Origin of the sequence: Mesorhizobium sp. LNHC232B00, from assembly GCF_000502435.1 — a bacterium.
Classification (GTDB): domain Bacteria; phylum Pseudomonadota; class Alphaproteobacteria; order Rhizobiales; family Rhizobiaceae; genus Mesorhizobium; species Mesorhizobium opportunistum.
The window spans coordinates 1-12172 of the sequence record NZ_AYWP01000063.1 but is presented as its reverse complement, the minus strand read 5'-3'; the positions used below and the strand labels follow the sequence as shown (position 1 = coordinate 12172).

Genomic DNA, 12172 nt, shown 5'->3' with positions numbered 1-12172 from the left:
GATTAGGCCGATTGGCCAGTAACCTGCTTTCAATTTTCATTACCGACAAGACATTGTTGTCAAAACGCGTCCTCTCCGGTACCGAACAAGGTTGGATCCCGATTCCTCTCTTAGCTGTAGGACGGCATTGGTTCTAATTGCCGCTCACATTTCCACACCTGGCTCCGACCGCGCCTAATGCCCCACAATCGGAACTGCGGCCCGTATCAGACGCCGCCATAACATTTCGGCGATCGACTCTCTTTGGCGTTCCGTCCCGTATCCGCACGATCGGGAGTCGGCAGGGGCTGCCGCTCACCGGATCGACGAGGCGGGCATACTGCCTTGTGCTCATGTGAGCCGTTGGATGGATCCTGCTCGGAAATGCGTAATCATCCACTGTCCCGCCGCGTCGTTCCAACCATGCGAGTAGGCTGGAGCGTGTGTCGCTCATCAACTCGAACTGAACAGGTCGGCCGGTCTTCTGTTGGATGACCATCGCGCGAGTTCGGATTTCCGGTCCTACAACAAGGTGGCCGATTTTGATCTTGACGAGATCGCAGCCGCGCAACTTGCTGTCGATCGCCAAATCGAAGAGCGCTCTGTCTCGCAGACGCCGTTCTCGATCGAGAAAGAAGCGTATAGCCCACATCTGTCGAGGTTTCAGAGGGCGTTTCGTTCCAACCTTCTTGCCTGCATTCCATGCGCGGCGATCGGAGGCGGCAAGGTCGTAGCATGAGTGTCCCATTTCGTTTCTCCTTCGGCCATGATTGGCCACCGGAGAAACGCCGGTAGACGGTTATGGGGCCGATAACGGACTGACAGCCAACAGGAGGAGATCATCTAACAGGCTGTTGAAGAAGTGCTGGCGCGGTTGTTTGGAGCGTGATTCATTGCTCCCCGAACGATTGGGGATTTGTGGATGCGCGGCTTGGACGAACGGACAGGTTCGCTATTTTCCTATGTCGACCTTGAGGCGCGTGTTCGACGTGACCATCCGCTGCGGGTGATACGGGAGATCGTGAACGCGGCTCTTGTGGCGATGGACGGCGATTTTGCGGTGCTGTATCCGCCGGGGCTCGGCCGCCCGTCGATCGCGCCGGAGCGGTTGCTGCGTGCGATGCTGTTGCAGGCCTTCTACGGCATTCGCTCGGAGCGTCAGTTGATGGAGCGGATGGAGTTTGATCTTCTGTTCCGCTGGTTCGTCGGGCTTGGCGTTGACGATCCGGCCTGGGATCATTCGAGCTTCACCAAGAACCGGGATCGGCTGTTGGAGGGTGAGATCGCGGCCAAGTTTCTGCGCGCGGTGCTTGCTCAACCAAGGGTGAAGCGGCTTTTGTCGTCGGATCACTTCTCGGTGGACGGGACGCTGATCGAGGCCTGGGCTTCGATCAAGAGCTTCCGCCGCAAGGACGGGGACGATAACGGCCCGGATGGGGCGGGGCGTAACGCCGAGCGCGGCTTTCATAAGGAGAAGCGCTCCAACGACACACACCAGAGCACGAGCGATCCNGTAACGCCGAGCGCGGCTTTCATAAGGAGAAGCGCTCCAACGACACACACCAGAGCACGAGCGATCCGCAGGCGCGGCTCTACAAGAAGGGCGACGGGCAGCCGGCGAAGCTCTGCTATCTGGGGCATGCGCTGATGGAGAACCGTCATGGGCTTGCGGTTGATGGCGGCATTACCCAGGCCACGGGCACAGGCGAGCGTGATGCCGCGCTCGCCATGTTGGACCGCAGACCGTCGCGGCGGCGCATCACACTGGGCGCCGACAAGGCCTATGACGTGCGCCAGTTCATCAAGGACCTGCGCGAGCGCAAGGTCACGCCGCACATCGCCGTCGACGGCCATCTGAGCAAAACCGGCAAGCCTCGCGTGACGGCGATCGATGACCGCACGAAGCGCCATCCGGGCTATGATGTCAGCCAGCGCTGCCGCAAGCGGATCGAGGAGGTGTTCGGTTGGATCAAGGCCTCGGCCGGCATGGCCAAGGTCAAGCTGCGAGGATGCGCCCGTGTGGGCGCGGCCTTCACCTTGAACCTGGCGGCCNGCCTACATTGAGTTCGCGGCCGATGGCTCCGGCGAATTCGCCTTCGGCTGCGTCACCGGGCAGATCTTCGGCGCGGGCGACGGCAACAATGTCGCCTTCTCCTGGCAGGGCAATGACGAAATGGACGAAGCCCAAGGCGATGGCTGGGCTGAAATCCAACCAGACAGCTCTATCACCGGACAAATCTGCTTCCATGGCGGCGACGAAGCTGATTTCGTCGCCCGCAAGTGGACTTCTTCAACAGCCTGCTAAAGCTGTCATCCCGCTGTCGGGCTCAACTCGGTCGGAAGGGCATTGCGATCACTAGTCGGAAGGGCATTGCGATCACTAAAAGACTGAATGCCGGCCTTCGCGACTTAGCCTGAGGAGGAAGTAGCCTTCATGCGCTGGGCCCACATCGGGGACGGAGGGCAGTCGAATAAGTGCCGGGGCTCCAGGCACAGGATTGACCTTCACGTGAAAGCTTGGGTGCAAGCGACCCGAAGGCGTTAGCCAAAAATATCGACCAGACGCCGTCGCCTCGCCAAAGCTTTTTTGTCCGAGGCGTTGTCGGCGCATTTCGAGTGGTCGCCGTGGCAATGATGCTTATTCTCGTCGCAGGGCTGCTCAACCGCTAACGGGCCACATGGTATTCGCGCCCGTCGACTCGCAGATATTCAGTCGATATGCAGGCGTGAAAGTAACGATGTTTCTCGAAATCAAGGCGATTCACCAAGCGCACAGCAATTTTTGATGCAAAGACCTGTGCTGAGTGGCAAGGTGCCCTGGGGATATAGGGGAGGCGGGAGCCTGATGTACGCAAGTATGAGCCAGAAGCTAGCCAGCTATGGCCAGTGGACATACCGCGGCGCGTGGGCACTGGAGATCTTAGCTTCAATCATTGGCCTTGCCACCGGCCTTGTATTGGGCGTCCAGGCCTTCGAAGCAAGTCAATCTGCGACCGCGATGGACCTCATTCTGGCCAGCGCGCCGTTCTTCATCGTCTCGATCGCAGAGCTTACGAAGATTCCGATCGCGACCCTCTTGTACAGCGCCTCCTGGTTCTGGAAGCCTTTTATCCTGGTGTTTCTCCTGCTTCTGGCCGGTATCACTTTTGAGACGGTCTTGCTGGGCTTGGAGCGCGCCGGCACCCTTCGTGAACTGCAATATGAGGAGCTGGCTGATGGGATCGACTCGCTCAACAGAGAGAGCGCGAAGCTGAATGCCTCGGATCAGGCAGCTCAGCAGACTGATCAGGTCGCGAAGGCCAGGGCTGATCTGGAAGAGGTGAGTGCGCTTGCCGACAAGGCTCGTAAGGAAATCCAGGACCGTATCGCCGACGTCGACACCGAACTCCAGGCTGCCACCGTATTAACGCCTCAGGCGGCCAGAGCACGGGAACAAGTCCACGAGAGCGAGCAGAGGCGAGCGGACTTGGTCGCCGAGCGCGGCGGCAAGGTTAAGCAGGCTGTGGGGGAGTTTGAAGGGCAGAGGGACAGTTTCGTCCAGCGGATCAAAGACGCGCGAGAAGCCGGCGACGCTGCGTCCGTGAAGCACTGGGAAGACGAGATCGGAAAACTTGCCAATCCTCGCGCCAAGCTGGAGGCGAAATACGAACCGCAAATCCTCGCCATAGATCAAGAGATCGCGGCTGCCCGAGCAGAGTTCGACCGCCTGAGGGCTGAAAGCCCTGAGATGACTGCCGACCAGAAACAGGTGCTTCAGAACCGCCGAAGTGACCTCGAAAAGTCACTAGACGCCACGTCCGCGGATTGGGAGCAGCGCCTAAATCAGGCGCGGAGCACGTTGGCTTCCGCCCAATCAGCGGAGGCCTCCCAGGATAAGGTATTGGCTGCAAATCAGGCGCGGCGCGACGAAATAGCGACCCAGTTGAACGGACTCGAAAAGAAGCGCATCCCGCTTGCTCGCACAGACCAGATCAGACGCATCGCGGCTCGCTGGTATGGCGAAAAGCCGGAAGAAGTAAGCGAGGCCCAAGCAGGAAAGGTTGCGGCAATCTGGTTTGGCTCTCTCGCAGTAATTGCCGGATTGGCCGGTCCGATCACTGCCATGGTGGCGCTCGGCTTGCAGAGAATAGCAGCACAGGCCGAGGACCGCTCCGAGAGCCGACTGTCGAGACTGATTAGACGGATGCTAATAAGATGGCGCTGGCGCCGAGTTCGCACCGTCAAGGTCCCTTTTGAAGTGGTTGTCGACAGGGAGGTCGAGAAACGGGTTGAGGTTCCTGTCGAAAAGGTCGTGAAAGAAATCCTCTATGTGCCGGTTTTGACCGACGATCCGGATGCTCTTCGAAAGGCGCTGAACGAGGATTTGCCGGCCGAGGTCGCCGATCTGGTCAAGGTGTCTACAAAGGGTGGCCGCAAAAGTGCTGATCCGGCATAACACGGCGCTTCTTGAGCGCGCTGTCGATCTGGTCGTCAAACAGGCGGCCATCCCGACGCTGCAGGCAGAGGCTGCGGCGTATGACAAGATCGCCCGCGCAAACGCCTTCAGGAGGATGATGACAGGCGGTGCGATCGCCGTCGCTGCTGTTGGTATCGGTTACGGGGCGGCGCTGTTCTTCGGACGAGACCACGGACTTCCACCTGTCATAGACACGACGCAAACCGAAAAACGCGACGACAGGATACCAACGACGGAGACAGTACCCCAGCAAGGTAAGACGGAGCGCAGCAAAGCACCTGCCCCCGAAGTGTCTCCTAAACCGGAGACCACAACTCCGACGCCGGTTCCAAAACAACCCGATGTCATAACTGCGGACTTCAACAAGTTCCTCACTCGAGAAATGGACTGGCAGGGTTCGCACTGGTCGTTGGTTTCTGGCCATCATTTCAATGACGAACACGATGCGACTTGGGATCATGCCTGGTGCTACACACGCCGGCTCGTCAATGGCGTCGACGTAAACGCAGACCTGGTGAACCGGGCCTCCCCAACGGCGAGGCCTCAAGCGCCGGTTTCTCCCGCGACGACTCTCGCATCCATCGGGCTGAATGACGCATCCGCTTTAGAACTCGGATCGAAATGTGTATGGCTCGACAAAGGCACCTTTAGCGCTAGTGACTATGAAGCCCCCGCTGGCAGAGCCGAGATGGCGAATAAACTCGTTGCCCAGGATGGCTGGGACGCGATGGGCTTCGACCTCCCGAGTATGCCGCTATGGAATGTGTCATTCGACCAATGTCAGACCCAATGCGAGGGCGACAATCGTTGCTCAGCTATCACATACGACAAAAAGCATTCTGCATGTTTCATGAAAGGGGACGCGTCTATTTTGGTGAAGGATCCAGATGCCACCATGGCAGCGAAGCAGGCGGTTGCGGGTAAGCTGCAATACTCCAGTCTCGTTTTCTACAAGAACACCGTTGTGGTGGGCGACTCTTATTCAAACGTCCCTGGCGCATACGCCGATTGTGTCATGGCATGTGCGGCGGATCAGAAGTGCTTGGGCTTCAATTTCGACTCTCCGAACAAGATGTGTTCAATGCTGGATCAGGTAGACTCGCTGTCCCTGTTCAAGGGGGTGGCTTCGGGGAGCAAGACTGCAGGGAATTGACGATCATCGGCCTTAGGCGGCCTACCCGCGCAGGCGGACCTTATGTTGGCTTTTTAGGGCAGTGGCGCATCTTCCTCTTGGGGAGTGAGGGGTGTGGACAAATACCGATACGACAATCGGTGCGACCAATGGCGCAAACGGAGAGGCGCACAGCGACGGCGTGCTCGTAGGCTGGCAGGCATTCCGAAGCGGCTGGTGTTCGTGACAGTGGCGGCGATGGCCGCCTTCGTGGCGCAGTTTGTCGTTCACCACAGCGAAGGCGCACTCGACCTCAACGTATCCCACTGGATTGGGCGTACTCCGGAGCCGATCGCCGGGGTGGCTTCCGTCATCGACGGCGACACGATCGAGATCCACGGACAGCGCATCCGCTTCAACGGCATCGACGCTCCTGAGTCCGCGCAGCAGTGCGACGACGCCAAGGGCTTTCGATATCAGTGCGGCGTCAAGTCGGCCGCTGCCCTTGACAAGTTCCTGACGCTCTCCAGGCCCACTCTTTGTACGTTCGTCTCGTGGGACCGTTATGGCCGCTATGTCGGGGACTGCCACCGCGCGGACGGCAAGAGCATCACCGGATGGCTGGTTGAGAATGGCTTGGCCCTGGATTGGCCCAAATACAGTCACGGGGCCTATGCGAGGCAGCAGGCGAAGGCAGAGGCGGCAAAAGTCGGTCTGTGGGTTGGTGCCTTTCAGGCGCCCTGGGAATGGCGCGCAGAGCATGCCGGGGGCGTTAAGCCATCCACTATCAAGCCGCTCGGGATCATCAGCCGCCCTCAGGTGGCGCAGAGCTACTCCTGCCAGCCGCGCCGAACGTGCCCGCAAATCAGTTCTTGCGATGAAGCGAACTGGTATTTGGCCAACTGCCCCTGGGGCGGCAAGCTCGACCGCGACAAGGACGGCATTCCGTGCGAGAGCCTATGCTGAGACATGTTTCGGGTCCCAGTACAAGAGGCTCTTTGACAGTCATTAAGCCTGACGAGACCGCCTTAGGCATTTCCCTCGAATATAGCTGTCCGCCGATATTCAAATCTGAATTTCAAAGTATAATGGCCGGGGTGGAGATTGTCGACCAGATGGGGCCGCACAGCGCAGATCAGATTACAATTGAGATTCCGCCGAACTTTCGCAGTTTTTTGAATGGCGCGTTAGTTCGTGTCCAAGCTCAATATCCATCCCTTAGATTTGTCGCATCGGCTGCTGGGGTTGAGGTGGCTTGCATTTCTCCTGGTGATATGGCTGACGTGCGCAAAAGCGTGCTCCATGCCGTTTATCGAGAGAAGATCTACGTTGAGACGCTGCCGCTTCGGCAAGCCTTGATCGAAGCGGTGACAGCGAAATGACAGTGTGGCCACTTAAGTTTCGCGAGCGTGGCGATGGCGAATTTCTCTTAACCGACGATGCAGGCGGGTTCTTCCTCAGCGATCAGTCATTTCTCGAACGGTATGTCGGCAACAAACTATCGGCGGACGATCATACTTTTCTCCGTGAAAGTGGCCATTCGTTCGAACGGAAAGGCGACCCCGACTGGACGGCCTTTGCCTATCGATGGGCTCGACGCCAATCAAAACAGCAGGAACTTTCTTACGTTATCCTCGTGCCTACGCTGCGCTGCAATCTGACGTGCGGCTACTGTCAAGTTTCCCGAGCGCCGGAAAATGCACAAGGTTTCGACTGGAGCGAAGAGACGCTGAACGCCGCTCTCAGGCTTATCGGAGCGATGAAGGGGCCACGGATTAAAGTCGAGTTTCAAGGCGGCGAACCTTTGCTACGTGTCGATTTGCTTGAACAGATACGCTCATTCGCACTGGCCTGCTGCCGGTTTTTCGGACACGAGGTTAAGCTAGCATAGCTTGTTCCTCGAACTCGACGGGGCTCAGGTAGCCTAGCGTCGAGTGCCTTCGCCGAGGGTTATAGAAGCGCTCGATGTAATCGAACACATCCGCCCTGGCGTCATCCCTCGTCCTGTAGACCTTGCGGGCTGTCCGCTCGGTCTTGAGCGACGAGAAGAAGCTCTCCATCGCAGCGTTGTCCCAGACGTTGCCCGACCGGCTCATTGAACAGGTGATGCCGTGGTCGGCCATCAGTCGCTGGAACTGCTCGCTCGTATATTGCGATCCTTGGTCGGAGTGGTGCAGCAGGCTGTCCGGCTTGCCTCTCCTCCAGATCGCCATGATGAGAGCGTCGGTGACGAGCTGCGCCGTCATCTCGGCCTTCATCGCCCAGCCGACGACACGCCTGGAGAACAGATCAACGACGGCGGCAACGTAGAGCCATCCTTCGGCGGTCCAGATGTAGGTGAAGTCCGCAATCCACTTCTGGTTCGGGGCCGATGCCTCGAAGGCGCGGTCGAGTAGGTTCTTCGACACCGCCGCTCGCTCTCCGGTGTCCTTCGGCAGTCCGCGGCGCCGAGGCCGTGCCCGGAGGCCGTTCTCCCGCATCAGCCGTTCGATGCGATGCAGTCCGCAGGAAAGCCCCTCGGCCAGAACGTCGTGCCAGACCCGACGCGCGCCGTAAGTGCGGTCGCTGCTCTTGAAGCTTCGGTCGATCCTGGAAACGAGGATCTCGTCATGCCGGGAGCGAACGCTGGGGCTGCGGTTGAGCCAGGCATGGAAGCCCGAGCGGGACACATCCAGCGCACTGCATAGCCATGCCACCGGCCAGATGCCCCGGTGCCTCGCGATGAAAGCGAACCTCATGTCACTTCCCTCGCGAAGTAGGCTGCGGCCTTTTTTAGGATGTCGCGCTCCGCCTTCAGCTTCGCGACTTCCTTGCGCAGCCGGTCAATCTCCAACTGCTCGGGCTTCATCTGTCCGTGGCCGGGAAAGGCATGCTGCGGATCGGCCGATAGATCGCGCACCCATTTGCGCAGCACATTCTCGTGGAGATCGAGGTCGCGGGCCGCCTGCGCCACCGCGACGCCCCGATCCTTCACCAGCCTCACTGCCTCAAGCTTGAACTCGCGGCTGAACTTCCTTCTCTGCATTTCCACTCTCCAGTTCCGTTAAACACCTTATCTCGGTGTCCACGAAACCGGCAGCAGGCCACACGATCGAGGTTTCCCGGCAGCCAGTTTGTGGTCTGCACCAATCTCCAACGCTTGAGCGAGCGAGAATGGGCTTACCTCGACGAAGCGGACACCTTCGTCAGCACGTCGCTAGACGGAGATCGAAATACTCATCAGCGCCAGCGCACCCATGATGATGTTACAACCGATGCGTTCTTCAAAAACCTCGCCGACGCTGTGCGTCGCCTTGGACCGGGCAAGGTATCCGCGCTTCCCACGATCGACGTTGATGAGCCGCCGGATTTCGAGGAACTCGTCGGCAATTTCGAGCGCTACGGGATGCAATCGATCTATCTCAGACCGATAAACTACCAAGGGTTTGCTCGTCGCCGAAAAACCGATCCGCATTCGATAGCCAAGTGGAATGCACTTCATTCCAGCTTCATCGACTACCTCATTGATAGGAACCATCGCACTGGTGGTTACGTCGAGGAATATTATTTCAGCCAGTGCCTAAGGAGATTCCTCAGGTCGGGGGCCGACGATCATGTCGATCTCCGCAATCCCAACTTCTTCGCTTCGGACTACATAGTCATTGATCACGACGGGCAGCTTTACCCGACGGATGAAGCCAGGATGCTTTCGCGCATAGGGCGCGTCGATCTTTCGATCGGCACGGTGATGGCCGGCATCGACCAAGCCAAGATCCGGTTGCTCAATAGTGCCTCGCTCAACAACTTTGATCCGGACTGCATCCACTGCGCCTATCAGCCCTTCTGCGGGACAGACGTTGTCGACGATCTGTCGAGGGACGGGCGAATTGACATGGCCCGCATCGATACCTGGTTCTGCCAACGACACATGCACGTCTTCGACAAGGTTGTAGAGGTTATCAGTCGGCGGGATGAAGCCGCGCTTCGATCGGTCGCTAAATGGGCCCGTGTGCCATCTTGGGGGGATCATATGATCCCGGTGCATACATGATCCCGCTCCGCCTCAAGATCGATACAAACGCTGTCGATCCATATGTGGTTCGGCTGCGGTCGTACGAAGGAATGCCTGAGCAACTGAGCAACGTCAGTTCGCTGGACGCAACATTGGCAACCGCCGACGGTGAAAAGGCGCTCTTTACAGGGGCGGCAGGCAGCCTTTGCTTGTTTGGGATCGACCCATCCGAGGTGAACGGTGATGTTGTGTTTGTCGTGCCATTTCGAAAAGCGGCACATCGGCTTATTCGGGCGAACTCGCGCCACAATACGCTTTTGATCACCGAACGCTGCGACCAACTATGCGCGATGTGCTCGCAGCCGCCGAAAAAGCAGCACGTAGACATGTTTCCGTTTTTCGAGACGGCCGTGCTTCTGGCACCGGAGAGTTCAACGATCGGCCTGTCAGGCGGAGAGCCGACCCTTTTCAAATCGGAGCTGTTCGAATTCCTGCGAAAGACGATGGAGCAGCGGCGTGACATCGACTTTCACCTCCTGACCAATGCGCAGCATTTTGATCGCGACGATCTCGCAAAGCTCCGTGATTTGGATTTGAGCCGAATCCTTTGGGGGATTCCCGTCTACTCCAGCGACAGCGCGACCCACGATCATGTCGTCGGAAAGCTTGGCGCCTTCGATCAGGTCAGGAACAACCTTTCCATCCTTTGCGAGGCTGGGGCAAAAATCGAGTTACGGACTGTACTTATGAAGCCCAACGCACCTGGGCTGCTGGACCTAGCGAAGTTCGTGACGGTCGCCCTACCATTCATCGACAAATGGGCAATCATGCAGCTCGAAAATATCGGCTATGGCCGAAAGAACTGGGATTCTCTGTTTTTCGACAGTTCCCTAGGCTTCGATTTGGTGAGCAAGGCGCTGGATTTCTCGATCAGCCGTGGCATCGACACCAAGCTCTACAATTTCCCGCTGTGCACCGTCCCCGCTCACTATCGAGCATTCGCGCCATCTACGATCTCAGATTGGAAACGGGCTTACGTTGAGGATTGCGTCGATTGCAGTCTTCGCAACGAGTGCGGCGGCTTCTTCCAATGGCATCCAAAAGTGCACGGATATGGAAGGTTTGGTGTCGCATGAAAAAACGGTTCTTCGCGATCCCATCCTTGATCGCAGCGGGGTTTATGCCGATAGAAAGTGTCGCGATGCCGCTCGCACCAACTAGCGATGGCGGCAAGACAAAATCGCTTTTTGATATCTTCAAACTGGATCACAAATACACGTTAGCTGGCCATAGCTCGCACAGCAGCCATAGCTCGCACAGCAGCCACCGATCTTCATCCGGAGGCACTTACTATCCGCCGCCGGCAGATTCAGCACCCGTCTATCAGGCACCTGCACCTCCCTATCAACCACCCATAGCGGCGCCGGCACCCGCTCCTCTTGCGACGCTTCCTGGAAATGCCAACAGGTTCAAAGAAATCGTTTTCCAAGTTCAATTCGCGATGCTTGCGTTCGGCTACTACAATGGGGACTTGGACGGGACGATGAGCCCCGAAATGCGGGCCGGCCTATTGAGATTGCAGTCGGACTATAATCTCAAGGTCACGGGAACGATCACCCCACAAACGTTGACTGCATTAGGGATTGTGGCCAACTAAGGATTTCCGATCGCCGCGTTCTGGCGTGGAACTGCCGGAGCGTCGCAGCGATGTATGCTCGAAAGTAGACCAGCCGAGCCCCTCCCAACTGGCCTTTCCGGCGCACGTTGAGTGATGACCGCTTTCGGGAAAGCCGCAATTTGCCACAATGGCAGACATAAGGCGCTTAATCCCTAAGGGGCGTATAGTCCGCTTTGTTCACAGCTGTCATCGCCGCGGTAACATGTTGGACTACAGCATTTCCCCGGCATCTGAGTTAATATTGCGGCTGAGGGACCCGAAGTCAGCCTTGGGAGGGCTGTGTGGACATTGCCACTTGGTTGCGAGGCCTCGGCCTCCAGCAATACGAGCAGGCATTTCGCGACAACGCGATCGATGCGGAGGTCCTGCCGGAACTGACCGATGCCGACCTTGAGAAGCTCGGGATGCTCCTCGGTCATCGCAAGCGATTCCGCAAGGCGGTCGAGGGGCTGGGGCCGTGGTCAAGGCATTCCGACCCGGCCACCGAGGACATCGCGCCTCAGAGCCGCACCCGGGACCTAAGCGCGGAGCGTCGACAGCTGACCGTCATGTTCGTCGATCTCGTGGGCTCAACGGCGCTTGCGACGCGTCTGGACCCCGAGGACCTGCGTGAGACCATCGGAGCGTATCACCGTTGTGTCGCCGATATTGTCCCTCACTTCGGCGGCTTCGTCGCCAAGTATATGGGCGACGGAGTTTTGGTGTATTTCGGCTACCCGCAGGCGCGCGAGAACGCCGCCGAGCAGGCGGTGCGCGCTGGCCTTGCTCTCGTCAATGCCGTTAGGCGACTCCCAGAGCCTGAGCCATTGCGGGTTCGTATCGGCATCGGCACCGGACAGGTCGTCGTTGGCGATCTGATCACCGCCGGCGAAGGGCAAGAGCGTGGCGTCGTGGGCGAGACGCCGAACCTCGCCGCCCGGCTGCAAGCTCTTGCTGAACCCGACGCGGTCGTGATCG

11 protein-coding genes and 2 pseudogenes are annotated in these 12172 nt (G+C 58.4%); 11 read left to right on the top strand and 2 right to left on the bottom strand.

Features of this window, described 5'->3' with window-relative positions:
- Positions 1 to 213: 213 nt before the first annotated feature.
- Positions 214 to 727 (bottom strand): annotated as a pseudogene (locus tag X743_RS1000000173840) (integrase); the annotation flags it as partial.
- Positions 728 to 901: 174 nt separating this feature from the next.
- On the opposite strand from X743_RS1000000173840, the pseudogene X743_RS01000000169700 reads away from it, so the two are divergent.
- The 7 genes and pseudogenes from X743_RS01000000169700 to X743_RS137980 all read left to right on the top strand — a co-directional run bounded on the left by X743_RS01000000169700 (position 902) and on the right by X743_RS137980 (position 7437).
- Positions 902 to 2043 (top strand): annotated as a pseudogene (locus X743_RS01000000169700) (IS5 family transposase).
- Positions 2044 to 2152: 109 nt separating this feature from the next.
- Entirely contained in the window at positions 2153 to 2284 is a 132-nt protein-coding gene (locus X743_RS1000000174075; RefSeq protein ID WP_280801623.1) for a hypothetical protein, read from the top strand.
- Positions 2285 to 2824: 540 nt separating this feature from the next.
- Positions 2825 to 4414 (top strand): hypothetical protein, encoded by a 1590-nt coding sequence (locus X743_RS137965; RefSeq protein ID WP_156934582.1) that lies wholly within the window; start codon positions 2825 to 2827, stop codon positions 4412 to 4414.
- The gene (locus tag X743_RS137970; protein WP_156934581.1) at positions 4386 to 5588 is read left to right on the top strand and encodes a PAN domain-containing protein; all 1203 of its coding nucleotides are present in this window, start codon (positions 4386 to 4388) and stop codon (positions 5586 to 5588) included. The genes X743_RS137965 and X743_RS137970 overlap by 29 nt, the downstream gene beginning before the upstream one ends.
- 195 nt (positions 5589 to 5783) lie before the next feature.
- Positions 5784 to 6512, top strand: coding sequence for a thermonuclease family protein (locus X743_RS01000000169695; RefSeq protein WP_198028531.1), 729 nt, complete (start codon positions 5784 to 5786; stop codon positions 6510 to 6512).
- A 32-nt stretch (positions 6513 to 6544) separates the two neighbouring features.
- Entirely contained in the window at positions 6545 to 6928 is a 384-nt protein-coding gene (locus X743_RS137975; protein WP_156934580.1) for a hypothetical protein, read from the top strand.
- Positions 6925 to 7437 (top strand): radical SAM protein, encoded by a 513-nt coding sequence (locus tag X743_RS137980; protein ID WP_023769422.1) that lies wholly within the window; start codon positions 6925 to 6927, stop codon positions 7435 to 7437. The genes X743_RS137975 and X743_RS137980 overlap by 4 nt, the downstream gene beginning before the upstream one ends.
- Here the strand turns inward: X743_RS137980 and X743_RS137985 are convergent.
- Positions 7424 to 8571 (bottom strand): IS3 family transposase gene (locus X743_RS137985; RefSeq protein WP_156934579.1). Its coding sequence is split into 2 segments (ribosomal slippage): positions 7424 to 8322 and positions 8322 to 8571, totalling 1149 coding nucleotides; the frame shifts between segments, so codons are not numbered across the junction. The two genes, X743_RS137980 and X743_RS137985, sit on opposite strands and share 14 nt — an antisense overlap.
- A gap of 90 nt (positions 8572 to 8661) precedes the next feature.
- Between X743_RS137985 and X743_RS0137650 the strand changes: the two genes are divergently transcribed.
- The 4 genes from X743_RS0137650 to X743_RS0137640 all read left to right on the top strand — a co-directional run.
- Positions 8662 to 9576 carry a hypothetical protein gene (locus X743_RS0137650; protein ID WP_156934578.1) on the top strand — a complete coding sequence of 305 codons (915 nt, stop codon included), beginning with the start codon at positions 8662 to 8664 and terminating at the stop codon, positions 9574 to 9576.
- Entirely contained in the window at positions 9573 to 10673 is a 1101-nt protein-coding gene (gene hxsC, locus X743_RS137995; RefSeq protein ID WP_023769417.1) for a His-Xaa-Ser system radical SAM maturase HxsC, read from the top strand. Before X743_RS0137650 ends, hxsC begins: the two co-directional genes overlap by 4 nt.
- The gene (gene hxsA, locus X743_RS0137645) at positions 10670 to 11194 is read left to right on the top strand and encodes a His-Xaa-Ser repeat protein HxsA (protein WP_031250674.1); all 525 of its coding nucleotides are present in this window, start codon (positions 10670 to 10672) and stop codon (positions 11192 to 11194) included. The genes hxsC and hxsA overlap by 4 nt, the downstream gene beginning before the upstream one ends.
- A 302-nt stretch (positions 11195 to 11496) precedes the next feature.
- A partial coding sequence (locus tag X743_RS0137640) for an adenylate/guanylate cyclase domain-containing protein (protein ID WP_280801621.1) occupies positions 11497 to 12172 on the top strand: 676 nt, incomplete at its 3' end.

What these genes read in the sequence shown, in the direction of transcription:
- hxsA (WP_031250674.1), top strand. Translation starts at nt 10,670, where the DNA reads ATGAAAAAACGGTTCTTCGCGATCCCATCCTTGATCGCAGCGGGGTTT.
- X743_RS1000000174075 (WP_280801623.1), top strand. Translation starts at nt 2,153, where the DNA reads ATGGACGAAGCCCAAGGCGATGGCTGGGCTGAAATCCAACCAGACAGC.
- hxsC (WP_023769417.1), top strand. Translation starts at nt 9,573, where the DNA reads ATGATCCCGCTCCGCCTCAAGATCGATACAAACGCTGTCGATCCATAT.
- X743_RS137980 (WP_023769422.1), top strand. Translation starts at nt 6,925, where the DNA reads ATGACAGTGTGGCCACTTAAGTTTCGCGAGCGTGGCGATGGCGAATTT.
- X743_RS137965 (WP_156934582.1), top strand. Translation starts at nt 2,825, where the DNA reads ATGTACGCAAGTATGAGCCAGAAGCTAGCCAGCTATGGCCAGTGGACA.